The sequence below is a fragment of the Saccharothrix saharensis genome (assembly GCF_006716745.1).
GTDB lineage: Bacteria > Actinomycetota > Actinomycetes > Mycobacteriales > Pseudonocardiaceae > Actinosynnema > Actinosynnema saharense.
Genome location: NZ_VFPP01000001.1, coordinates 7942822 through 7967044 on the forward strand (window position 1 = coordinate 7942822; position 24223 = coordinate 7967044).

A 24223-nucleotide genomic window follows, 5' to 3' on the forward strand; every position below is an offset into this window, starting at 1 on the left:
CCCCTCGCCTAGGAGTCGGCGCATGCCAGTGATATCGACGCCCCAGGAGTTCAACGTGGACGACCTCTACGTCGACCTCCGGGGGCTCTCGGGCCACCCGCTGTACCTCAAGTGCGAAGGGTTCAACTTCGCCGGGTCCATCAAGCTCAAGGCCGCCAACGAGATGGTGTCGGCGGCGGTGCGCGCCGGCACGCTGCGCGAGGGCGCCACGCTGGTGGAGAGCTCGTCGGGCAACCTCGGGGTGGCGCTGGCCCTGGTGGCGGCGAGCCGCGGCTACCGGTTCCTGTGCGTCACCGACGCGCGCTGCAACCTCGCCACCAGGCAGCTGATGGAGGCGTTGGGCGCGCAGGTGCACATCATCACCGAGCCCGACCCGGAGACCGGGTACCTCGGCGCCCGCATCCGCCACGTGCGGGAGCTGTGCGAGAACGAGAACCACGTGTGGCTCAACCAGTACGCCAACCCGGCGAACTGGGTGGCGCACTACCAGAGCACCGGCCCGGAGATCCTCAAGAGCTTCCCCGAGGTCGACGTGGTGTTCATCGGCGCGGGCAGCACCGGCACGCTGATGGGCTGCGCCCGGTACTTCAAGGAGACCAAGCCGTCGGTGCGGATCGTCGCGGTGGACGCGGTCGGCTCGGTCACCTTCGGCACGCCCGCCCAGCCCCGGATGGTGCCGGGCCTGGGCACCAGCGTCCGCCCGCCGCTGCTGGACGAGTCCTACGTGGACGAGGTGCTGCACGTGGCGGAGAGGGACACCGTGCGCGCCTGCCGGACGCTGCTGCGGCACGGGTTCCTGTTCGGCGGCTCGACCGGCACGGTGCTGTCCGGCGCCACCGACTGGCTCGCGCGCCACCGGCCCGACGGCGACGTGACCGCGGTCGCGATCGCGCCGGACCTGGGCGACCGCTACCTGGACACCGTCTACCACGACCAGTGGATCGCGGACATCTACGGCGCGGACCTGCTCGGCGACCAGCTCGCCGCGGCCGATCCCGCGACGCTTGCGAGGAGAATGCCATGACCGAAGCGGTGGACCTGCCCCTCTCCGCCGGACAGGCCGAGATCTGGTTCGACGAGAAGCTCAACGGGCGGGGCGTCGCTTACAACTCGGCGGGCTACCTCGACATCCGCGGCCCGCTCGACGTGCCCGCCCTGATCGCCGCCGCCCGGGGCCTGGTCGACGAGGCCGAGTGCACCCGGACCCGGTACGTGGAGGTGGACGGCGCGCCGCGGCAGGTCGTGACGCCGCTGCCGGAGCTGCCGCTGGTCGAGCTCGCGCTGACCGCCGACGAGGCGGCCGACTGGATGCGCGCCGACCTGGCCACGCCGTTCTCGCTGGACGAGTTCCCGCTGTTCCGGCTCGCCGTGATCAGGGTGGCCGAGGACCGGCACTTCTTCTACATGCGCATCCACCACCTGCTGTGCGACGGGTACAGCCAGGTGGTGTTCTGGCGTCGGCTGGCCGAGCTGTATGCCGGGGTGGACGGGACGCCGATCCCGCCGCTGAGCGCACTGCTGGAGGGCGAGCGGGCTTACGAGGAGTCCGCGGCGGCGGTGAAGGACAAGGACTTCTGGGCCGCCGCGTTCGAGGACACGCCGGACCTGGTGAGCCTGTCCACCCGCGCCGCGTCCGGCCCCGAGGTGCGGGGCTTCCTGCGCCGCACCGACGTGCTGTCGAAGGACACCGCGCGGGCGCTGCGCGAGCTGGCGAGCCGGTCGGCGTCCACCTGGCCGGCCGTGGTGCTGTCCGCGGTCGCCGTCTACACCCAGCGGCTGACCGGGGTGGGCGACGTGCTGCTGACCCTGCCCGCGACCGCCCGGATGGGCGCGACGATGCGCGCGGTGCCCGGCATGGTGGCGAACTACCTGCCGCTGCGGGTGCCCGTGCGCCCGCGCGAGACCCGGTCGGACCTGCTGCGCCGCACGTCGCGCGAGCTGGCCAAGGCGCTCAAGCACCAGCGGCACCGGGTGAGCCGGATCCGCCGGGGCATGGGGCTCGCGACCGACGACCGGCGGCCGTTCGGCCCGTTCGTCAACATCCTGCCGCAGCAGACGACGTTCGCGCTGGGCGGGTGCGAGGTCGAGGTCAACAACCTGTCGACCGGCCTCATCGAAGACCTGATGCTGACCGTGGTGGACGCCCCCGACGGCGGGCTCGAGGTCCACCTCAACGGCAACCCCGAGCTGTACACCGACGAGGAGGCGCGGGCGCACCTGGCCCGCTTCACCGCGTTCCTGGAGCGGTTCGCCCGCGCGGACGACGACGAGCCGTTGGCGCGGCTGGAGGTGCTGGACCCGGCCGAGCGGTCCGCGTGGCTGGGTGCGACGACCGGTGCGACCCGGCCCGACGCGTTCACCGACGTGGTGGAGCAGGTGCGCTCGTTCGCCGCGCTGCGCCCGCACGCCGTCGCGGTGGTGGAGGACGACTTCGACGTCACGTACTCCTCGCTCGTCGCACGGGCGAGCGCGTTGTCCCGCGCGTTGTCCCGCGCGTTGGTCGGGGCCGACCTGGTCGGTGTGCTGGCCGCGCCCGGCGCGGGGTTCGTCTCGGCGGTGCTCGGCGTGCTCGGCGCCGGTGCCGCGTACGTCCCGTTGGACACGCGCGCGCCCGCCGTCCGCACCGCGGAGCTGGTGCGCGACAACGGGATCACGCGACTCGTGGTCGACCCGGCGCACCGCGCGCTGGCGCGGGAGATCGGCGTCGAGGCCGTCGTGCTGGACGGCGCGGAGGACACCGACCTCGCGCCCGTGCTCGGCGGACCGGACGACCTGGCGTACGTGATCTTCACGTCCGGCTCGACGGGCAAGCCCAAGGGCGCGATGGTGCACCGGCGCGGCATGGTGAACCACCTGCTGGCCAAGGTCGAGGACCTGGGCCTGACCGACCGCGACAGCGTGGTGCAGAACGCGCCGCTGACGTTCGACATCTCGGTGTGGCAGATGCTCGCGCCGCTGGTGGCGGGCGGCCGGGTGCGGGTCGTCGGCCGGGAGACCGCGGCCGACCCGGACCAGCTGTTCGGCCTGGTCGCCGACGAGCGGATCAGCGTGCTGGAGCTGGTTCCGTCGTTGCTGCGGGCCGCGCTGGACGCGTGGGACGTGGTCGAGGCGCGGCCGAAGCTGCCGTCGCTGCGGCACCTCGTGGTGACCGGGGAGGCGTTGCCGCCGGACCTGTGCCTGCGCTGGTTCGCCCGCTTCCCGACCGTGCCGCTGGTCAACGCCTACGGCCCGACGGAGTGCTCGGACGACGTCACGCACGCGTTCGTCACGGTCGAGGACGCGGCGGGCACCACGCGCGTGCCGATCGGCCGCGCGGTCCGCAACACGATCCTGTACGTGCTGGGCGACGACCTGGGCCCGGTGCCCACCGGCGTGCCCGGTGAGCTGTACGTCGGCGGTGTCGGTGTCGGCCGCGGCTACCTGGGCGACCCGAAGCGCACCGCGGCCGCCTTCATGGCCGACCCGTTCTCGGGCGGCCGCATGTACCGCACCGGTGACCGCGTGGTGCGCCGCGAGGACGGTCAGCTGGAGTTCCTGGAGCGGCGTGACCACCAGGTCAAGGTGCGCGGCCACCGGATCGAGCTGGGCGAGATCGAGACGACCCTGCGCGGCCTGTCCGGCATCGCCGACGCCGCCGTGCGGGTCGCGCCGGACGCCTCCGGCGGCAAGCGGCTCGTCGGGTACGTCGTGGCGTCGAACGGCCGGCCGCTGGGCGACCTGCGGGCCCGGCTCGGCGAGGTGCTGCCCGAGCACCTGGTGCCGTCGGCGTTCGTGGAGCTGCCGGAGCTGCCGCTGACGCCGCACGGCAAGGTCGACCGCAAGGCGCTGCCCGAGCCCGACCCGACCGCCGGGGTGCGGGGACGCGCGCCGCGCACCCCGCGCGAACGCGTGCTGTGCGAGGTCGTGGCCGAGGTGCTCGGCCTGCGCGACGTCGGCCCCGACGACGACTTCTTCACCCTGGGCGGCGACAGCATCAGCTCGATCCAGGTGGTCAGCCGGGCCCGCCGGGCCGGGGTCGTGTTCACCTCGCGCGACGTGCTCAAGCACCGCACGCCGGCCGCGATCGCCGCGATGGCGGCCGACGCGAACGGCGTGCAGGTCGCCGCGGACGACGGTGTCGGCGAGATCGAGCTGACGCCCATCGCGCACCAGCTCCGCGAGGACCTGTCCGAGCTGACCGACGTCACCCGCCAGTACAGCCAGTACGTCGTGCTGCACGTGCCCACCGGGCTGGACGCGGTGAAGCTGGCCGGCGCGGTGCAGGCCGTGCTCGACCACCACGACGCGCTGCGCGCCAAGCTGTCCGTGCCCCTGCCGGGCCTGTGGTCCATGGAAGTGCTGCCGGTCGGCGCGATCCGCGCCACCAAGCTCGTGCGCCGCGCCCAGCTCGCCGAGACCGACGACCTGGACGAGGCCGTGGCCGAGGAGGTCGCCCGCGCCCGCGCCGCGCTCGCGCCCGAAGAGGGTCGCGTGCTCCAGGCGGTGCTGGTGGACTCCGGCGTCGAGGCGCGGCTGGTGCTCGTGGTCCACCACCTCGTGGTGGACGGCGTCACGTGGCGGATCATCGTGCCCGACCTGGCCGACGCGCTGGCCGGCACGCCGTTGCAGCCCGTGGGCACGTCCTACCGGCGCTGGTCGAAGGTGCTCGCCGAGCACGCCCGCGCCGGCGCCCGGGTCACCGAGCTGCCGCTGTGGGCCGACCAGCTCCAGCGCGGCGACGTGCCGCTGGGCAGCCGCCCGCTCGACCCCGCCCGGGACACGTACGGCACGGCGCGGTCGCTGCGGCTCGTGCTGCCGACCGAGCCGACGGCCGCCCTGCTGACCAGGGTGCCCGCCGCGTTCCACGCCGAGATCAACGACGTGCTGCTGGCGGGCCTCGCGGTCGCGGTCGCCGACTGGCGGCGCAGGCGGCTCGGCGCGGCCGACCCGGCGGTGCTGGTCGAGGTCGAGGGCCACGGCCGCGAGCAGGTCGCCGACGAGCTGGACCTGTCCCGCACGGCGGGCTGGTTCACCAGCGTGTTCCCGCTGCGGGTCGACCCGGGCGAGCTGGACCGCGCCGACCTGTGGGCGGGCGGCGCGAGCGCGGGCGCGGCCATCAAGCGGGTCAAGGAGCAGTTGCGGGCCCTGCCCGACCACGGCATCGGCTTCGGCCTGCTGCGCTACCTCAACCCGCAGACCGTCGGCGCGCTGGCCCGGTTCGGCACGCCGCAGATCGGGTTCAACTACCTGGGTCGCGTCACCGCGGGTGACGGCGGCGAGTGGTCGCTGGACGCGGCCACGGCCATCGGCACGGGCGTGCACCCGGACATGCCGCTGCGGCACGTCCTCGCCGTCACGCCGGTGACGGAGGACGGCCCGCACGGGCCGACCCTGGTCGCCGACTGGCTGTGGGCCGACGGCCTGCTGTCCGACTCCGACGTCGAGGACGTCGCGCGCACGTGGTTCCGCGCGCTGGAGGCGTTCGTCGAGCACGCCGCGCTGCCCGGCGCGGGCGGCCACAGCCCGTCCGACTTCGACCTGGTCGACCTGACCGAGCCGGAGATCGCCGACCTCGAGCGCGAGACCGGCTCGGTGCTGGACGTGCTGCCGCTGTCGCCGTTGCAGAAGGGCCTGCTGTTCCAGGCCGAGTTCGACCGCGACGGGGCGGACGTCTACACCCTGCAGGTCGTCGTGGACGTCGAGGGCGCGCTGGACGTCGGGGCGTTCCGCGCCGCGGCCGAGGCGCTGCTGCGCCGGCACCCGAACCTGCGCGCGTCGTTCCACTCCCGCCCGTCCGGCGACGCGGTGCAGGTCGTCCCGGTGTCGGCGGCCCTGCCGTGGGAGGAGGTCGACCTCACCGGCATGGACCCGGACGACGCGGCGCGCGAGCTGGCGCGGCTGACCGACGCCGACTGGGTGCGCCGGTTCGACATGGCCGACCCGCCGCTGCTGCGGTTCACCGCCGTGCGGCTGGCCGACGACCGGTTCCGGCTGATCTGGGCCGTGCACCACATCCTGGTGGACGGCTGGTCGATGCCGATCTTCGCCCGGGAGCTGTTCACCCTCACCGCCAACGGCGCCGACCCGACCGCCCTGCCGCCGGTCGCGCCCTCGCGCGGCTACCTGGAGTGGTTGGCGCGGCAGGACGAGCAGGCGGCGCGCGAGGCGTGGCGGACCGCGCTGGACGGCGTCGACGAGGCGACCCGGATCGGCCCGGCCGAACGGGCCCGCGTCACCGAGCCGCCCGCGTCGCTGGTCGTGGACCTGCCGGAGGACTTCACCCGCACCCTGTCGAACTGGGCGCGGGCCCGCGGCCTGACGCTGAACACCGTCATGCAGGGCGCGTGGGCGATCCTGCTCGGCCGCCTCACCGGGCGGCACGACGTGGTGTTCGGCGCGGTGCACTCGGGCCGACCGGTGGACCTGCCGGGCATGGAGTCGATGGTCGGCCTGTTCCTCAACACGCTGCCGGTGCGGGTGCGGCTGGACCCGGCGGCCCCGGTGTCGGACCTGCTGGCCCGCGTGCAGGACGAGCAGTTCGACCTGGCGCCGCACCACTTCCTCGGCCTGGCCGAGGTGCAGCAGCTGACCGGGGTCGGCGAGCTGTTCGACACCGTGGTCAGCTTCCACAACTACCCGATGGACACCGACGACCTGTCCGGGATCATCCCCGGCGTCCGGCTGACCGGCGCGGAGGGCAGGCTGGTCGCCGAGTACCCGTTCGCGCTCTCGGTCTACCCGGGCCGGGAGGTGCGGCTGCTGGCCCAGTACCGCTCCGACATCTTCGGCGAGGACCACATCCGGTCCGTGGTCGACCGCTTCACGCGCCTGCTGCGCACGCTGGTCGAGGACCCGGACGTCCGCGTGGGCCGGATCGACCTGCTGGCCCCCGACGAACGCGCCCGCGTGCTGCACGAGTGGGGCGGCACGATCCAGCCCGTCCCCGACGTCGTGGTCACCGACCTGTTCGAGGCGCGCGCGTCCGCCGCGCCCGACTCGACCGCGGCCGTGTTCGGCGGCGAACGCCTGACCTACGCCGAGCTGAACGCCCGCGCGAACCGGCTCGCCCGGATGCTCGTGGCCCGCGGCGCCGGGCCGGAGGGCGTGGTCGCGCTGGCCATGCCGCGCTCGCTGGAGATGCTGGTCGCCGTCCTGGCGGTGCTCAAGGCAGGCGCGGCCTACCTGCCGATCGACGCCAAGTACCCGGCCGACCGCGTCGACTACCTCATCACCGACGCCACGCCGAGCCTGCTGCTGTCCACCGTGGACGTCGCGGCCACGCTGGACGTGGACGTCGAGGTGGTCGCCATCGACGCGGTCGACCTGTCCGGCTACCCCGACGGCGACCTCACCGACGACCACCGCGTCGCGCCGCTGCGCCCGCACCACCCGGCCTACGTCATCCACACGTCCGGGTCCACCGGCAAGCCCAAGGGCGTCGTGGTCGACCACGCCGGGTTCGTCGCCATGGTGCTCAGCCTGATCGACAAGTTCCGGGTCACCCCCGACACCCGGGTCCTCCAGTTCGCCTCCTACAGCTTCGACGCCACGGTGTGGGAGATGGGTCTGGCGCTGTGCGGCGGCGGCACGGTCGTGGTCGCGGGCGACGACGCGCGCGGACCCGGCCGGGCGCTGATCGACCTGATCAACGACCAGGGCGTGAACCTGGCCGCGCTGCCGCCGGTGGTGGCGGGCGGCATGCCCGAGGGCACGGTGCTGCCCGCCGACCTGACCATGGTCGTGGCCGGCGAGGCGTGCCCGCCCGAGGTGGTGGCGCGCTGGTCGGTCACGCACCGCATGTTCAACGGCTACGGGCCGACGGAGTCGGTGCTGGCCGCGACCGTCGGCGGGCCGCTGTCACCCGGTGGACGTCCCCCGATCGGCAGGCCCACCGCGGCGCACCGCGTGTACGTGCTGGACCCGCTGCTCCAGCCCGTGCCCGTCGGCGTCACGGGCGAGCTGTACGTCAGCGGGGGCCTCGCCCGCGGCTACCTCAACCGGCCCGGCCTGACCGCGGAGCGGTTCGTGGCCGACCCGTTCGGCGGTCCGGGCGACCGCATGTACCGCACCGGCGACCTGGTGAAGTGGCACCCGGACGGCCAACTGGACTACCTGGGCCGGGCCGACGACCAGGTGCAGCTGCGCGGGTTCCGGATCGAGCTGGGCGAGATCGAGTCGGCGCTCCTCGCGCACGACGACGTGAACCTGGCCGTCGCCGTGGTCAGGGAGGACGAGGAGGGCGACCGGAAGCTGGTGGCCTACCTCGTCACCGACGACGGGAAGACCGTGCCGGCCGGCCTGCGCGAGCGGCTGGTCGAGGCGCTGCCCGAGTACATGGTGCCGTCCGCGATCGTCGTGCTGGACGAGCTGCCGCTGACCACGCAGGGCAAGCTGGACCGCAAGGCGCTGCCCGCGCCCGACTTCGCGGGCCAGACCCGCGGTCGCGGCCCGCGCAACCCGATCGAGGAGATCCTCTGCGGCGTCTTCGCCGACGTGCTGCAACTGCCGCAGGTCGGCATCGACGACGACTTCTTCGCCCTGGGCGGGCACTCGCTGCTGGCCACCAAGGTGATCAGCCGGGCCCGGGCCGCGCTGGGCGTCGAGCTGCCGATCCGGGCGCTGTTCGAGGCCCGCACGGTCGCGGGCGTGGCCGAGCAGGTCGGCGGTGCGTCCGACGCCCGCCCGCCGCTGCGGCCCTACGCCCGCGACGAGCGCATCCCGCTGTCGTTCGCGCAGCGCCGGCTGTGGTTCCTGGACCGGTTCGAGGACGGCACGACCGGCACCTACAACGTGCCGATGGCCGTGCGGCTGTCCGGCGACCTGGACCTGCCCGCGTTGCGGGGCGCGCTGCGCGACCTCGTGCAGCGGCACGAGATCCTGCGGTCGGTGTTCCCCGACGTCGAGGGCACGCCCTACCAGCGGGTGGTCGACGTGCCCGCCGACTACCCGGAGCTGCCGCTGACCCGGCTGCCGGAGGCGGAGCTGTCCGACGTGCTCACCGCCGAGGCCGACCGCGGCTTCGACCTCGCCACCGAACCGGTGGTGCGGGCGCGCCTGTTCGGCGTGGGGCCGTCGGAGCACGTGCTGCTGCTGGTGTTCCACCACATCGCGTTCGACGGCTGGTCGATCGCACCGCTGGTCGAGGACCTCGCCACGGCCTACCGGGCCCGCGTGGCGGGCACCCGGCCGGACTGGTCGCCGCTCGCGGTGCAGTACGCGGACTACGCGTTGTGGCAGCAGGACCTGCTCGGCGACGAGACCGACACCGGGAGCCTGCTGTCCCGCCAGCTCGCCTACTGGACGCAGGCTCTGGCCGGCGTGCCGGAGGAGCTGGAGCTGCCCACCGACTTCCCCCGGCCCGCCGTGAGCACCTACGACGGCGACGAGCTGCGGTTCGAGGTGGACGCCGAGCTGTACCACCGGGTGGTCGCGCTGGCCCGGGAGACGGGCGCGAGCGTGTTCATGGTGTTCCAGGCCGCCCTGTCGGCGTTGCTGACCAAGCTCGGCGCGGGCACGGACATCCCGCTGGGCACGCCCACCGCCGGCCGCACGGACGACGAGCTGGGCGCGCTGATCGGGTTCTTCGTCAACACGCTGGTGCTGCGCACCGACACCGGCGGCGACCCGACGTTCGCCGAGCTGCTGCACCGCGTCCGCGACACGAACCTGGCCGCCTACCAGCACCAGGACGTGCCGTTCGAGCACCTGGTCGACAAGCTCAACCCGGAGCGGTCGCTGAACAAGCAGCCGCTGTTCCAGGTCATGCTCGCGCTCAACAGCAGTGACGACATCCCGCTGCACCTGCCGGGGCTGACCGGGCGCGTCGAGCCGGTGCGGTCGCAGCGGGCGAAGTTCGACTTCACCGTGCTGCTGGAGGAGCGCTACGCCGAGGGCGTCCCGGCCGGGATGCACGGCGTGCTGGAGTACAGCACCGAGCTGTTCACCGAGGCCTCGGCGCGTCGGCTCGCGCAACGGCTGGTCGCGTTCCTGCGCACGGTGGTGACCGACCCGACCGCGCCGCTGAGCCGGTTCGACGTGCTGGACGAGGCCGAGCGGGCGCACGTGCTGGCCGCCGGCACCGGTCCGGTCCGGCCGCAGGCGTACGAGGGCGTGGTCGAGCGCGTGCGCCGGCTCGCGCTGGAGCGGCCGGACGCGGTGGCCGTGACCGACGACCGCGGCGGCGTCACCTACGCCGAGCTGGTCGGGCGGGCGAGCGCGCTCTCCCGGCGGGTCGGCGACGGGCTGACCGCCGTGCTGGCCGCGCCGGGCGTCGGGTTCGTCACCGCCGTGCTCGGCGTGCTGGGCGCGGGCGGCGCGTACGTGCCGCTGGACGTGCAGGCGCCGGTCGCCCGCGTCGCCGCGCTGCTGGCCGACTGCGGCGCGCGGCGGCTCGCGGTGGACGAGGCGCACCTGGAGCTGGCCCGCGAGGTCGCCGGCGACGTCGAGGTCGTCGTGCTCGACGGCGCGGTGGACGCCGAGCTCGCCCCGGCCCTCGGCGCGCCCGACGACCTCGCGTACGTGATCTTCACGTCCGGCTCGACCGGCAAGCCGAAGGGTGCGATGGTGCACCGCCGGGGCATGGTGAACCACCTGTGGTGCAAGGTGGACGACCTCGAAGTGTCCTCTTCGGACAAGATCGTGCACAACGCGCCGGTCACGTTCGACATCTCGGTGTGGCAGATGCTGACCGCGCTGATGGCGGGCGGGCAGGTCCGGGTCACCGGCCGCGACACCGCCGTGGACCCGAACGCGTTGTTCGCCACCGTCCCGGACGAGGGCGTGACGATCCTCGAAGTCGTGCCGTCGCTGCTGCGCGCGGCGCTGGACGCGTGGGACATCACCGAGGAGACGCCCGCGCTGCCCGGCCTGCGGTGGCTGGTGGTCACCGGCGAGGCGCTGCCGCCGGACCTGTGCCACCGCTGGTTCGCCCGCTACCCGGACATCCCGCTGGTCAACGCCTACGGGCCGACCGAGTGCTCCGACGACGTCACGCACGCCGTCATCCGGCACGGCGACCCGTTGGGCGGCGCGCGCGTGCCGATCGGCCGCCCGGTCCGCAACACCCGGCTGTACGTGCTGGGCGACGACCTGCGCCCGGTGCCCGCCGGGGTCGCCGGTGAGCTGTACGTCGGCGGCATCGGCGTCGGGCGCGGCTACCTCGGCGACCGGGCCAAGACGGCGGTCACGTTCCTCGGCGACCCCTTCGGCGAGCCCGGTACCCGCATGTACCGCACGGGCGACCGCGTGGTGCTGCGGCCGGACGGGCAGCTCGAGTTCCTGGAGCGCCGCGACCACCAGGTCAAGGTCCGGGGCCACCGCATCGAGCTGGGCGAGGTCGAGGCGGCGTTGCGCGCCGTGCCCGAGGTGGGCGACGCGGCCGTGGCGGTCGGCGGCGACCAGGGCGGCCACAAGCGGCTCATCGGGTACCTCGTCGCCGCGCCCGGCGCGGTGCTGGACGTCGCGGCCGTGCGGGAGGCGTTGGGCGGCTCGTTGCCCGACTACATGGTCCCGGCCGCGATGGTCGTGCTCGACGCGCTGCCGCTGACGCCGAACGGGAAGGTCGACCGCAAGGCGCTGCCCGAGCCGGACCTGGCGGCGGGCGCCAGGGGCCGCGGCCCGGCCACGCCGGTCGAGGAGATCCTGTCCGGCGTGTTCGGCGAGGTGCTCGGCACCGCCGAGGTCGGCGTGGAGGACGACTTCTTCGAGCTCGGCGGCCACTCGCTGCTGGCCACCCGGGTCGTCAGCCGGGTCCGCACGGTGCTGGGCGTGGAGCTGCCGGTGCGGGCGCTGTTCGAGGCGCGCACGGTCGCGGGCCTGGCCAGGCTGGTCGTGGGCGCGGACCGGGCCCGGCCCGCGCTGCGCCCGGTCGAGCGCTCCGGCGACGAGGGCCTGCCGCTGTCGTTCGCGCAACGCCGGCTGTGGTTCCTCAACCAGCTCGAAGAGGGCTCCACCGGCACGTACAACATCCCGCTCGCGGTGCGGCTGACCGGCGCGCTGGACGTGCCGGCGCTCGCCGCGGCGGTGGACGACGTGGTGGCGCGCAACGAGATCCTGCGCACCGTCTTCCCCGACGTGGACGGCGTGCCGTACCAGCGGGTGCTGCCCGCCCGGCCCGGCGCGCTGGTCACCGGTCGCGCGGACGACCTGCCGGCCACGCTCGCCGCGGAGGTGGACCGGGGCTTCGACCTCGGCGCGGAACCCGCCCTGCGGGCCCGGCTGTACGAGGTGGGGGAGCGGGAGCACGTGCTGCTGCTGGTGTTCCACCACATCGCGTTCGACGGCTGGTCCACCGCGCCGCTGGCCCGCGACCTCGCCACCGCCTACGCGGCCCGCCGCACGGGCGAAGCGCCGTCGTGGCAGCCGCTGCCCGCCCAGTACGCGGACTACGCGGTGTGGCAGCGGGAGTGGCTGGGCGACGAGCACGACCCGAAGAGCGTGCTGGCCGAGCAGTTGGCCTACTGGACGCGCGCGTTGGCCGACCTGCCCGAGGAACTGGACCTGCCCGCGGACTTCCCCCGGCCCCCGGTCAGCGACCACGAGGGCGACGTGCGCCAGTTCGCCGTGCCGCCCGAGCTGCACGCGGGCCTGCTGGCGCTGTCCCGCGAGACCGGTGCCAGCGTGTTCATGCTCATGCAGGCGGCGGTGTCGGCGCTGCTGACCAAGCTCGGCGCGGGCACCGACATCCCGCTGGGCAGCCCCATCGCGGGCCGCACCGACGAGGCGCTGCACGACATGGTCGGCTTCTTCGTCAACACGCTCGTGCTGCGCACCGACACCGGTGGCGACCCGACGTTCCGCGAGCTGGTGCGCCGGGTCCGGGAGACCGACCTGGCCGCCTACGCCCACCAGGACCTGCCGTTCGAGTACCTGGTGGAGGCGCTGAACCCGACCCGGTCGCTGGCCCGCCACCCGCTGTTCCAGGTGATGCTGGCGTTCCAGAACGACGACGACGCCACCGAGGCGCTGCCGGGCGTGCAGGCCGCCGTGGAGCCGATGAAGGCCGAGCGGTCCAAGTTCGACCTCACGTTCGACCTGGTGGAACGGCACGTCGACGGCGTGCCCGCGGGCATGGACGGCGTGCTGGCCTACCGCACGGACCTGTTCCGCCGCGCGACCGCGGACTCGATCGCCCAGCGGCTCGTCCGGGTGCTCACCGCCGTGGTGGCCGACCCGGACGCGCCGCTGAGCGACGTGGACGTGCTCAGCCCGGCCGAGCGGCACCGGATCCTGATCGAGTGGAACGACACCGCGCGCCGGTTCGACCGCGCGCTGGTGCCGGACCTGGTGGCCGACCGCACCAAGCAGATCCCCGGCGTCACCGCGCTGGCGGGCCCCGGCGGCGAGCTGACCTACCGGCAGCTCGGCGCGCGGTCCAACCGGCTGGCGCGGGAGCTGATCCGGCGCGGCGCGGGCCCGGAGAAGATCGTGGCCATCGCCGTGCCCCGGTCGGCCGACCTGGTCGTGGCGGCGCTGGCGGTGCTCAAGTCCGGCGCCGCGTTCCTGCCGGTCGACCCCGACCACCCGGCCGACCGCGTTCGGCTCACGCTGGCGGACGCCTCGCCGGTCCTGGTCGTCACCACCGGTGCCGCCGGCCTGCCCGACGACGGCACGCCGCGGCTGCTCCTCGACGCGCCCGAGGTGGAGAAGGTGCTGCGGGGTCGCGGCGGCGCGGGCGAGCTGACCGACCGGGACCGGCTCGCGCCGCTGCGGCCCGAGCACCCGGCCTACGTGATCTACACGTCCGGCTCGACCGGCAAGCCCAAGGGCGTCGTTGTGCCGCACCGGGCGCTGCGCAACCTGATCGCGGACATGCGGCTGCGCCTGGCGATGAGCCGGGACGACCGGCTGCTCGCGGTGACCACGTTCGGCTTCGACATCTCCATCCTGGAGATCTTCGTGCCGCTGGTCTCCGGCGCCACGCTCGTCGTGGCCGACCGCGACGTGGTGCGCGACCCGGTGGCGCTCGGCGCGGCCGTGGTCGACACCCGCACCACCGTCATGCAGGCCACGCCGAGCCTGTGGCAGGCGCTGGTCGAGCACGACCCGGCCGCGCTGCGCCGGCTGCGCGTGGTGCTCACCGGCGGCGAGGCGCTGAGCGAGTCGCTGGCCGCCTCGCTGCACGAGCACGCGCACGACGTGCGCAACGTGTACGGGCCGACGGAGACCACGATCTGGTCCACGGTGGCCGCGGTGGACGGCGGCAGGCCGACCATCGGCAAGCCGATCGCCAACACCAAGGTGTACGTGCTCGACCACGCGCTGCGGCCGGTGCCGGTCGGCGTGCCGGGCGAGCTCTACATCGGCGGCGACGGCCTGGCGCGCGGCTACCTGGGCCGCACCGCGCTGACCGCGGACCGGTTCCCGGCCGACCCGTTCGCCGGGCCGGGCGAGCGGATGTACCGCACCGGCGACGTGGTCCGGTGGGACGCCGAGGGCGAGATCGAGTTCCTGGGCCGCCGCGACCACCAGGTCAAGGTGCGCGGGTTTCGGATCGAGCTGGGCGAGGTCGAGGCGGCGCTGCGGGCCGTGCCGGAGGTCGCGGACGCGGTCGTCGTGGCGTCCCGGGGCAGGCTCGTCGGGTACCTGGTGCCGGTGGCGGGCGCGGAAGTGCCCGAACCGGCGGTCGTGCGCCGCCGGATCGGCGAGTCCCTGCCGGACTACATGGTCCCGTCCGCGCTGGTGGCGCTGGAGCGGTTCCCGCTCAACACCAACGGGAAGGTGGACCGGGCGGCGCTGCCCGCGCCGGACTTCGCCGACCGGACGCCGTCGCGGGAGCCCGCCACGGCCGCCGAACGGCTGCTGTGCGACGTGTTCGCCGACGTGCTCGGCGTGCCGTCGGTGCGGGTGGACGACGACTTCTTCGAGCTGGGCGGGCACTCGCTGCTGGCCACCGGCGTGGTGAGCCGGGCGCGCAAGGCCGGGCTGCGGTTCACCATCGCGGACGTCTTCGTGCACAAGACCGCGGCCGGGCTCGCGTCGGTCGCCGAGGTGCGGGACGCGCCGTCGGCGGGCGCCTCGGCGGTGGCCCGGGTGTTCGACGAGGTCCGCGCGCTGGAGCACGGCGACGACCCGCTCGACCCGTTCGCGGTCGTGCTGCCGATCCGGCCGTCGGGGTCCAGGCCGCCGCTGTTCGTGCTGCACAGCGGGCTGGGGTCGAGCCTGCCCTACGTCGGCCTGGCCCGCGCCGTCGACCCGGACGTGCCGATCTACGGCATCCAGTCGCCCAGCGTGGGGCAGCTCGCGCCGCTGCCGGAGTCGATCGAGGAGGTGGCCGCGCTGTACGTCGGCCACGTGAAGGCGGTCCAGCCCGAGGGTCCGTACCACCTGCTCGGCTGGTCGTTCGGCGGCGTGCTGGCGCACGAGATGGCCGTGCGGCTGCAGGCCGAGGGCGACGAGGTGGCCCTGGTCGCCAACCTCGACGGGTACCCGCACCGACCCGGCACGGAGGACGAAGACCTCGCCCCGGACGAGCTGCTGCTGCGCGTGATGGAGCAGATCGGGCACGACCGGCGCGAGTTCGCCGGCCGCGCGCTCGAGCCGGGTGACGTGGTCGAGGTGCTGCGCCGCGACCGGCACCCGCTGGCGGAGCTGGGCGAGGAGCGGTTGCTGGCCATGCTCGCCGTGGTGCGCAACCACGGCCGGATCATGGAGGGCTTCACGCCGTCCACCCTGCGCGGCGACCTGGTGCTGTTCTCCGCCACCGCCGACCGGACCGAGGACGAGATCACCGAGCTGGCCGACGCCTGGACGTCCCACGTGGACGGACAGGTCCGCGTGCACCGCGTCCCGTGCGGGCACGAGTACATGATGCACCCCGAACCGCAGGCGCTGATCGGCGCGGCGGTCGCGGACGAGCTCCGCCGGGTGCAGGGCAACCACTCCGGGGAGGCACGACCGTGACCACGTTGGACATCCCGCCGTCGGCGGCACCGCCGCTGGCGTCCGTGACCGAGGTGCTGGCCATCGCGGGCAGGCGGTTGCGGCGGCTGCGCCGCAACCCCGGCCGGCTGATCGGCATCACGCTCAACCCGCTGATCACCATGGTGGCGCTGGGGTACCTGTTCTCCAGCGCCATCCAGATCCCGGGCAGCACCAACTACATCGAGTTCATCTTCGCGGGCGTGGTCATGCAGGGCGCGCTGGCCGCCGTCGGCCCGACCGCGATCGCGGTGGCGCTGGACGTGCAGGGCGGGCTGGTCGACCGGTTCCGGTCGCTGCCGATCTCGCGGTCGGCGGTGCTCATCGGGCACGTCATCGCCGACCTGCTGATCAGCATGATCGGCCTGGTGATCGTGGTGGCGTTCGGGCTGCTGTTCGGCTGGCGGCCGCACAACGGCGTGCTGCCCACGCTGGCCGGGTTCGGCCTGGTCGCGGTGTTCACCTTCACCGTGCTGTGGCTGGGCGTGCTGCTGGGCATGGCGATGAGCAACCTGGAGACCATCGAGTCGGTCGGCGGCCTGGTCGCCGTCGTGTTCTCGTTCCTGTCCACCGGCTTCCTGTCGGTGGACAAGCTGCCCGGCTGGATCCAGCCCATCGCCCAGTGGAACCCGGTCAGCTCGGTGATCAGCGCCTGCCGGGACCTGTGGGGCAACGGCGCGCCGTCGGGCAGCGGGTTCCCGGCCGAGAACCCGAGCCTGGTGATCCTCGTGTCGCTGGGGCTGCTGTTCCTGGTCACGTCCGTGCTGAGCGTCCGCCGCTACCGCAACTCCTGAAGGGACGGCACCGCGCGATGATCGCCGATCCGGCCACCCTCGACCTCGCCGACCCGCAGACGTTCCTCGACGTCGACCTGCCCGGGCTGTGGCGCCGGCTGCGCGCCGAGAGCCCGGTGCACTGGAACGAGCCGCGCGGCGACAACCCCGGCTTCTGGGTGGTGACCCGCCACGCCGACTGCGTCGCCGCCTACAAGGACAACAAGAACCTCACCTCCGAGCGCGGCAACGTGCTCACCACGTTGTTGCAGGGCCACGACTCCGCGTCGGGCAAGATGCTCGCCGTCAGCGACGGAGAGCACCACCGCGCGGTGCGCAACCTGATGCTCAAGTCCTTCTCGCCGCGGTTCCTGGAGTCCGTGGCCGAGCAGGTCAAGGCGCGCACCCGGGCGTTGCTGGCGGAGGTGATCGAGCGGGGGTCGTGCGACTTCGCCACCGACGTGGCCGACCACATCCCGATCAACACGATCGGCGACCTGATGGACGTGCCCGCCGCGGACCGGCCGAAGCTCGTCGACTGGAACAACCGCACGCTCAGCCGGATCAGCTCCGAGGACAGCCAGATGGACGAGTGGCTGGCCCGCAACGAGATCCTGCTCTACTTCACCGAGCTGGCCGACCAGCGCCGCCGCAACCCCGGCGACGACGTGCTCAGCGCGTTGGCCAACGGCCTGGTGGACGGGCGTCCGCTGCCCGAGGACGAGGTGGTGTTCAACTCCTACAGCCTGATCCTGGGCGCGGACGAGTCGAGCCGGATGTCGTCCATCGGCGCGATCCTGGCGCTCGCGGAGAACACCGGGCAGTGGCGGGCGCTCAAGAACGGCGACGTGTCCATCGCCTCCGCGACCGAGGAAGTCCTGCGCTGGACCACGCCCGCGATGCACTTCGGCCGCCGCGCGGTGGCCGACGTCGAGCTGGGCGGGCAGCTGATCCGCGACGGCGACGTGGTCACCATGTGGAACAGCTCGGCGAACTTCGACGAGGACGTGTTCGACGACCCGGCGCGGTTCGACCTGGGCCGCACGCCCAACCGGCACATCGCGTTCGGCTTCGGTCCGCACTTCTGCCTCGGCGCCTACCTGGGCCGGGCGCACGTGTCGTCGGTGCTGGAAGGGCTGCGCGACCTGGTGTCGGAGATCCACGTCGAAGGACCGCCGACCCGCCTGTACTCCAACTTCGTGTACGGCTACAGCAGCCTGCCCGTGCGGCTGTCGCCGGCGTGAACCTCACGCGGTGGCACCGGGATCGGCGGGAGTCGTCACGGCATCACCGATCCGTCAGCGCCCGGTCAGCGCGGGCCGAAAGCATGGAGCAACTGGGGTCCCCCATCCGCCCGAGGGTACGGAGAACCGAATGACGAACCCCTTCGACGACCAGGACGGCAGGTTCCTCGTGCTGGTGAACGACGAGGGCCAGCACTGCCTGTGGCCCTCGTTCGCCGAGGTCCCCGCGGGGTGGGCCGTCGCGCTCGACGAGTCGACCCGCGAAGCCGCCCTGTCCTACGTGGAGGACAACTGGACCGACATGCGCCCCCGCAGCCTGCGCGAGTCCGCCGCCGGTGAGAGCAGGGCGAGCTGATGGACCTCGCCATCGAAGTCACCGGGCTGCGAAAGACCTACGACAAGACCGAGGCGCTGCGCGGCGTCGACCTGTCCGTCCGCACGGGTTCGGTGCTCGGGCTGCTCGGCCCGAACGGCGCGGGCAAGACCACCGCGGTCCGCGCCCTGGCCACGCTGCTCGTGCCGGACGGCGGGCAGGCCAGGGTCGCCGGGTTCGACGTGGTCGCCCAACCGCGCGAGGTGCGCCGCCGGATCGGCCTGGCCGGGCAGAACGCGGCCGTGGACGAGCTGCTGACCGGCCGGGAGAACCTGGTGCTGCTGGGCAGGCTGCTGCACCTCGGTGGCGCGGGCGCGCGCCGCCGCGCGCAGGAGCTGCTGGAGCGCTTCGACCTCGTCGGCGCGGGCGACCGGCCGGTGGGCACCTACTCGGGCGGCATGCGCCGCCGGCTCGACCTGGCCAGCTGCCTGGTCGGCCACCCGCAGGTGCTGTTCCTGGACGAGCCGACCACCGGGCTCGACCCGGCCAGCAGGCAGTCGCTGTGGAACACCGTGCGCGGCCTGGTCGCCGACGGCATGACCGTGCTGCTGACCACCCAGTACCTGGAGGAGGCCGACTACCTGGCCGACCAGATCGTGGTCATCGCGGCCGGCCGGGTGATCGCCGACGGCACGCCGGACGAGCTCAAGCGCAAGGTCGGCCAGGAGTGGCTGGAGGTGGCCGTCGCGCTGCCCGACCGGGTGCCGGCCGCGGTGGGCGTGCTCGCGCCGCTGGCCGTGGACGAGCCGACCACCGACCCGACCAAGGGCCTGGTGAAGCTGCAACTGCGCGACGGCATGGACGGCATCGCCGCCGCCGCCGTCGCCCTCCGGGACGCGGGGGTCGACGTCGCGGACTTCGCGCTGCGCCGCCCGACCCTCGACGACGTCTTCTTCAACCTCGTCGGGCACCAACCCCAGAACTGACACCGGTAGAAGGGATCTGGCCGTGCACCTGCGCATCCCCAACTTCGCGGGCAGCCGCGCGCTGTCGATGACCAGGCACGACGACGCCTTCGGGTCACCGGGGGCGCGGCCATGACCGACGTCCTGTTGCGCGCGGGGCACGTGGTCGCCGTCCTGGCGGTCGTGCTGGTCGCGGCGCACGTGGGCCGGCTCGCGGCACGCGCCGCCCGCCAGCCCGAGGTGATCGGCGAGATCGTGGCGGGCATCCTGGTCGTGCCCGCCGTGCTCGCGGTCGGCGGGACGCCGGCCCTCACCGCGGTGCTGCCCACCGACGTGGTGAGCCCCCTCAAGGTGATCGGCGAGGTCGGCCTGGTGCTGTTCCTCGTCGGCGTGGCCTACGACCTGCGCCACGGCGGCTCCGGCCTGGGCGCCCGCGCGATCGGCTGGGTGACCGCCGGCTCGTTCCTGCCCGCCCTGCTGACCGGCCTGGTGATGGCCGCGTGGGTGGTGTGGGTGGCCGACCCGGACGTGCGCGGTGACGCGCCGGTGCCCGCCCTGGTGCTGATGGTCGCGGTCGCGCTGAGCGTCACCGCCGTGCCCGTGCTGGCCCGCGTGCTGGAGGACCGCGGCATGGCGGACAGCCCGGCGGGCCGGCTCGCCATGGCCGCCGCCGTGGTCACCGACTCGGCGGCGTGGGTGCTGCTCGTGGTCGCCGTCGGCATCAACGGCGGCATCGTGGTGTCCTTGATCCTCATCGCCCTCGGCGTCACGACGACCGCCGTCGGGCGCATCCTGCTGCGCGGGCGGGGCCCCCTGTCGGCCGCCGAGCGGTTCCCCCGCGCCACCGGCGCCGCCATCGCCGCGTTGGCGCTGCTGGCCGCGTTCCAGTTCGAGCACTGGGGCCTGACCGCCGTGTTCGGCGCGTTCGTGGTGGGCCTGGCCATCCCCGGCGGCGCGTGGGCCGCGGCCGTGCGCCCGGTCATGGCGTTCGGCCGGCTGCTGGTGCCGGTGTTCTTCGTGGTGGCGGGCATGGGCGTGGCCTCAGCGCCGCGCGGCGCGGTGCCGTGGGTCGCCATCGTCCTCGCCATCGGGCTCGCCGTGCTCGGCAAGGTCGGCGGCGGCTACCTCGGCGGCCGGCTGGCGGGCCAGGACCGGCGCACGTCGGTGACGGTCGGCGTGCTGGTCAACACCCGCGGCCTGACCGAGATCGTCGTGCTGCAGGCCGGCTACAGCGCCGGGCTGCTGTCGGTGCGGCTGTTCCTGGCGCTGGTGGTGATGGCGCTGGTGACCACCGGCATGACCGGCCCGCTGCTGTCCCTCATCGAGCGCACCCGCACCCGCGCCCCGAAGCCCGTGCCGGTCCCCGAGTTGCCCGGGAGCACGCCATGACCCAGTCGCTGCCCACGATCGAGATCGCGGAGTTCCGCACCCTGATGTCGCACTTCCCGACCGGTGTCGCGGTGATCACCACGACCGGCGAGGACGGCTCGCCGCGCGGCATGACGGTCTCGTCGGTGTGCAGCGTCACGCTGTCGCCCCCGACGCTGCTGGTCTGCCTGCGCAACGGCAGCCCCACCCTGGACGCGGTGCTGGCCCGCGGCGCGTTCGCGGTGAACTTCCTGCACGGCGACGCCCGGCCGGTGGCCGAGCTGTTCGCCTCCGGCGCGCCCGACCGCTTCGACCTGATCCCGTGGCGCCTGCCGCCGCACGCGGGTGGCCCCCACCTCGTGCGGGACGCGCACGCGGTGGCCGACTGCGCGGTCAGCCGGACCGAGGCCGTCGGCGACCACACCGTGGTGTTCGGCCAGGCGGTCCGGGTCGCGCAGGAGCACGGTCACCTGCCGTTGCTCTACGGGATGCGCGAGTACCAGGTGTGGCGGGCCGACCAGGGGTAGGGCCAGCCCTACCGGCAGTTGGAGAACCACGATCGCCCCGGCGGCCCCTGCCGCCGGGGCGCTTCGCCACTAGCCTCGGGAACGTGGCCCGGTTCTCGCCAGTCATCACCAGCTACGCACCGGAGAACTTCGACCTGTGGCCGGTGTCCCGCGGCGACGGCGGCTGGCTGCACCTCGACGGCGCGGCGGGCCCGGACGACGTCGGCACCGTGCTGTGCACGTTGTACCTGGACAGCGGCGGCAAGGACGCGCGGACCGCGGCGGCGGCCGTGCACGAGCTGATCGGGTTCGACGTCCTGTACGGGCGCGGCGGCCTGCTGCTCGACGGCGGTGACGGCGTGCGCGCCGAACCCGGCGGCAGTGACCTGTTCGAGTGGCGCACGTGGGTGGACGCGGTGCACCGCGCTCCGGTCGTCCTCGGCCACCCGCCTTCACCGTGGGTCGAGCGCGTCGCCGAGGACGTGATCCGCGTGTGGGTGGGGGAGGGCCGCGGGGGACCGCACGTCGACGTACCCGGGACCGCGTTGCCCGCGATGCTGCGCGCCGCCCAGCGCGACCTGGTCGACTTCCTCGGCCCGCTGCGCAGCTGGGCCGGCGTCCACTCGCCCCACCAGGCGGAACTCCTGGTGGCGAGCGTGGACGCCGGCCTGCAGATCACCGATCCGCTGCCGCTGTAGCTAGTTGACGCAGTCGTGCCCGGACGGCTGCCTGCCGGGTGCCTGCGTCTCCGTGGCCGGGAGCGGGATCGAGAAGCCGCCGGTGGGCGTGCCGGTGGCGCCTTCGGCGAAGAACCCCGCCAGGAACGCCCGCACCGCCGCCGGGTCGACCGAGAGGCCTTGACCCTGCTCGGTGTCGACGGGCCCACCGAGCGGGATGATCGCGGTCCGCACGCTCGGGGTGAGCCGCGCGGCGAACTCCGCCAGGTTCCAGCCCGGGTCGACGCGCAGGTGGGTCGCCGCCACCCCGGCCAGTTCGGGCAGCGTCGCGGGGTCGGCCGCGACGACCTTGGCCGCCAGGGCGCGCAGGAACGCCTGCTGCCGCGCGATCCGGTCCAGGTCGCCGTGGGGGAGCCCGTGGCGCTGCCGCAGGAACGCCAGCGCCTGGTCGCCGACGAGCGTCTGCGGCCCGGCGGGCAGGTCGACGCCGGACAGCTCGTCCTCCACCCGGTGCCTGAGGCACACCGGCACCCCGCCGACGGCCTGGGACAGCGCGCCGAACGCGCTCATCTCGACCGCCGCGTAGTGGTCGACCGCCACGCCGGTCAGCGCCTCGACGGTCCGCTTCAGCGCGTCCACGCCCGCCGCGGCGGCGTCGCGCCCCTCGGCGCGCGCGGCGGCGTGGGCCCGCGCGTAGGCCGAGTTCAGCTTGCCCTGGCCCGCGCCGGGGATGTCGACGACCGAGTCCCGGGGCAGCGACGCCGCGCTGACCGCGCCGTCCGCGCCCACCCGCGCCAGCACGACGGAGTCGGTGTGCGCCGCGCCGTCCAGGCCGATCAGCAGCACGGTTCGCGCGGCCGTGGTGGCGGGCGGCGCGGCCGGGTCGACGCCGGTCGGCGCCGCGTCGCGGTCCACCGCCAGCGGCACGACCACCGCGACGGCCGCCGCGGCGGCGGTCAGCGTGGCCGCGGCGAACAGCGCGATCGGCCGTCGCCGCGAGCGCTTGCCGTGCAGGGCGGCCAGCACGGTCCGGTGGTCGACGGCCTGGTCCGCCTCGGCCGCGATCGCCTCGCGGATGAGGGCCTCTTGCCTGGTGTCGGTCATCGCAGCACCTCCGACGGCGCGTTCTCGTTGACCCGCAACGTCTGCAGCGCGCGGGAGATGTGGCTGCGCACCGTGCCTTCGGCGCAGCCCAGGACCTCGGCGATCTCGGCGTCGGTGCTGTCCTCGTAGTAGCGCAGCACCAGCGCGGCGCGCTGCTTGCGCGGCAGCACGGCGATCCGGACGCGCATGGCGTCCCGCTCGGCGTGGCGGACGGCCGGGTCGGCGACCGCGGGCGCGAGGTCGTCGAGCGCGACGTGGGTGGCGGAGACGTCCCGCGCCGCCCGGCGTCGCCGCCACGACAGGTACTCGTTGGTCACCATCCGCTTGACGTAGAGGTGGGGCACGTCCACCGCCCCGATCCGCGCCCACTTCTGCCGGGCGCGCAGCAGCACGTCCTGGACGATGTCCTGGGCGAGGTGCTTGTCGCACGTCAGCGCGGTGGCGTACCGCAGTAGTCGATCAAGGCGATCGGTGACGAACTGGTCGTAGTCGGCCGGCACGTCGCCCCCTTCTGCCGCTCGTCGGTGTCACGTTGCGGTCGGGAAACCCTCGGGGGGACGCGCCATGTTGCACCAGTCGGGTGTGACCTGTGTCATGTACGCTTATAACCCCAAATAGGAGCATATAAGGGGTTATTCAACTCACGGGGGTGGACCCGATGCCGAAGATCAACGTGTACCTGCCGGACGACCTGGCCGAGCAGGTCAAGGAGGCCGGTGTGCCGGTGTCGGCCGTGTGCCAGCGCGCGCTGGAGCAGGCCGTGCGGCGGATCGGCACGATCCGGGCGATCCGGTTCGACGACCCGGCGTCCGAGGAGGTGGCGGCCCGCCGGTCGAGGTTCACCGACCGGGTGCGCGCCGCGTTGCGACTGGCCGCCGACCGCGCCCGCGAGGACGGTTCGGCGACCGTCGACACCGAGCACCTGCTGGCCGGTGTGCTGGCCGAGGGTGGCAACCTCGCGCTGCGGGTGCTGCGGGCGATGGACGTCGACCCCGCGCGGATCGGGCTCCCCGAGCGGTCCGGCGCGGAGGCGCCCGTCGCGTACGGCCCGGCCGCGGCCGCCGCGCTGGAGCTGGCCGTCACGGAGGCGCTCACGCTCGGCCACGACTACGTCGGCTGCGAGCACCTGCTGATCGGCCTGGTCGCGGAGCCGGACGGCGTGGCGGGCGAGGTGCTGCGCGGTCTCGGTGTCGAGCCGCGCGCGACGCGGCAGGCCGTGGTGGCGGCGTTGAGCGGGCTCGCGCACATCCAGGCGGCGACGGCCGCGCAGCCCGACCCGTCCGCGCTGATCGCCGCCGTCGTCCGGCGCGAGCTCCAGCCGGTGATCGAGCGGATCGAGCGCCTGGAGAACGCGTGAGCCGCGGGCCGCGGTCGCT

Annotated in this window: 12 protein-coding genes; 10 read left to right on the forward strand and 2 right to left on the reverse strand. The window is 74.1% G+C overall.

The features are described 5' to 3' along the window. Nucleotides 1-22: 22 nt before the first annotated feature. From sbnA to FHX81_RS36290, 9 genes are all read left to right on the forward strand, one after another. Entirely contained in the window at nucleotides 23-1024 is a 1002-nt protein-coding gene (gene sbnA / locus FHX81_RS36250) for a 2,3-diaminopropionate biosynthesis protein SbnA (protein WP_141982988.1), read from the forward strand. Next, on the forward strand, nucleotides 1021-15879 hold the full coding sequence (locus FHX81_RS36255) for a non-ribosomal peptide synthetase (RefSeq protein WP_141982989.1): 14859 nt from the start codon (nucleotides 1021-1023) through the stop codon (nucleotides 15877-15879). Before sbnA ends, FHX81_RS36255 begins: the two co-directional genes overlap by 4 nt. Next, nucleotides 15876-16691 carry an ABC transporter permease gene (locus FHX81_RS36260; RefSeq protein WP_141982990.1) on the forward strand — a complete coding sequence of 272 codons (816 nt, stop codon included), beginning with the start codon at nucleotides 15876-15878 and terminating at the stop codon, nucleotides 16689-16691. Before FHX81_RS36255 ends, FHX81_RS36260 begins: the two co-directional genes overlap by 4 nt. A 17-nt stretch (nucleotides 16692-16708) precedes the next feature. Further along, nucleotides 16709-17914 (forward strand): cytochrome P450, encoded by a 1206-nt coding sequence (locus tag FHX81_RS36265; protein ID WP_141982991.1) that lies wholly within the window; start codon nucleotides 16709-16711, stop codon nucleotides 17912-17914. A 130-nt stretch (nucleotides 17915-18044) separates the two neighbouring features. Next, on the forward strand, nucleotides 18045-18269 hold the full coding sequence (locus FHX81_RS36270; protein WP_141982992.1) for an MbtH family protein: 225 nt from the start codon (nucleotides 18045-18047) through the stop codon (nucleotides 18267-18269). Then, nucleotides 18269-19213, forward strand: a complete 945-nt coding sequence (locus FHX81_RS36275; RefSeq protein ID WP_141982993.1) for an ATP-binding cassette domain-containing protein — start codon at nucleotides 18269-18271, stop codon at nucleotides 19211-19213. Before FHX81_RS36270 ends, FHX81_RS36275 begins: the two co-directional genes overlap by 1 nt. A 111-nt stretch (nucleotides 19214-19324) precedes the next feature. After that, nucleotides 19325-20581, forward strand: coding sequence for a cation:proton antiporter (locus FHX81_RS36280; protein ID WP_141982994.1), 1257 nt, complete (start codon nucleotides 19325-19327; stop codon nucleotides 20579-20581). Continuing rightward, nucleotides 20578-21087, forward strand: a complete 510-nt coding sequence (locus FHX81_RS36285; RefSeq protein WP_211363660.1) for a flavin reductase family protein — start codon at nucleotides 20578-20580, stop codon at nucleotides 21085-21087. The genes FHX81_RS36280 and FHX81_RS36285 overlap by 4 nt, the downstream gene beginning before the upstream one ends. An 83-nt stretch (nucleotides 21088-21170) precedes the next feature. Further along, nucleotides 21171-21764, forward strand: a complete 594-nt coding sequence (locus FHX81_RS36290; RefSeq protein ID WP_141982995.1) for a hypothetical protein — start codon at nucleotides 21171-21173, stop codon at nucleotides 21762-21764. Here FHX81_RS36290 and FHX81_RS36295 read toward each other — a convergent pair whose 3' ends face one another. Further along, a complete protein-coding gene (locus FHX81_RS36295) occupies nucleotides 21765-22847 on the reverse strand; it encodes an LCP family protein (protein ID WP_141982996.1) in 1083 nt (360 codons plus the stop codon). Then, nucleotides 22844-23347 carry a SigE family RNA polymerase sigma factor gene (locus tag FHX81_RS36300; protein WP_141982997.1) on the reverse strand — a complete coding sequence of 168 codons (504 nt, stop codon included), beginning with the start codon at nucleotides 23345-23347 and terminating at the stop codon, nucleotides 22844-22846. Before FHX81_RS36300 ends, FHX81_RS36295 begins: the two co-directional genes overlap by 4 nt. A gap of 158 nt (nucleotides 23348-23505) precedes the next feature. Here FHX81_RS36300 and FHX81_RS36305 point away from each other — a divergent pair, with 158 nt between their 5' ends. Beyond that, the gene (locus FHX81_RS36305; protein WP_141982998.1) at nucleotides 23506-24204 is read left to right on the forward strand and encodes a Clp protease N-terminal domain-containing protein; all 699 of its coding nucleotides are present in this window, start codon (nucleotides 23506-23508) and stop codon (nucleotides 24202-24204) included. Nucleotides 24205-24223: the final 19 nt, after the last annotated feature.

Excerpts from the sequence above, each read along its gene's own strand:
- FHX81_RS36285 (WP_211363660.1), top strand. The coding sequence starts at position 20,578 with ATGACCCAGTCGCTGCCCACGATCGAGATCGCGGAGTTCCGCACCCTG.
- FHX81_RS36295 (WP_141982996.1), bottom strand. The coding sequence starts at position 22,847 with ATGACCGACACCAGGCAAGAGGCCCTCATCCGCGAGGCGATCGCGGCC.
- sbnA (WP_141982988.1), top strand. The coding sequence starts at position 23 with ATGCCAGTGATATCGACGCCCCAGGAGTTCAACGTGGACGACCTCTAC.
- FHX81_RS36280 (WP_141982994.1), top strand. The coding sequence starts at position 19,325 with ATGACCGACGTCCTGTTGCGCGCGGGGCACGTGGTCGCCGTCCTGGCG.
- FHX81_RS36275 (WP_141982993.1), top strand. The coding sequence starts at position 18,269 with ATGGACCTCGCCATCGAAGTCACCGGGCTGCGAAAGACCTACGACAAG.
- FHX81_RS36305 (WP_141982998.1), top strand. The coding sequence starts at position 23,506 with ATGCCGAAGATCAACGTGTACCTGCCGGACGACCTGGCCGAGCAGGTC.
- FHX81_RS36255 (WP_141982989.1), top strand. The coding sequence starts at position 1,021 with ATGACCGAAGCGGTGGACCTGCCCCTCTCCGCCGGACAGGCCGAGATC.
- FHX81_RS36265 (WP_141982991.1), top strand. The coding sequence starts at position 16,709 with ATGATCGCCGATCCGGCCACCCTCGACCTCGCCGACCCGCAGACGTTC.
- FHX81_RS36270 (WP_141982992.1), top strand. The coding sequence starts at position 18,045 with ATGACGAACCCCTTCGACGACCAGGACGGCAGGTTCCTCGTGCTGGTG.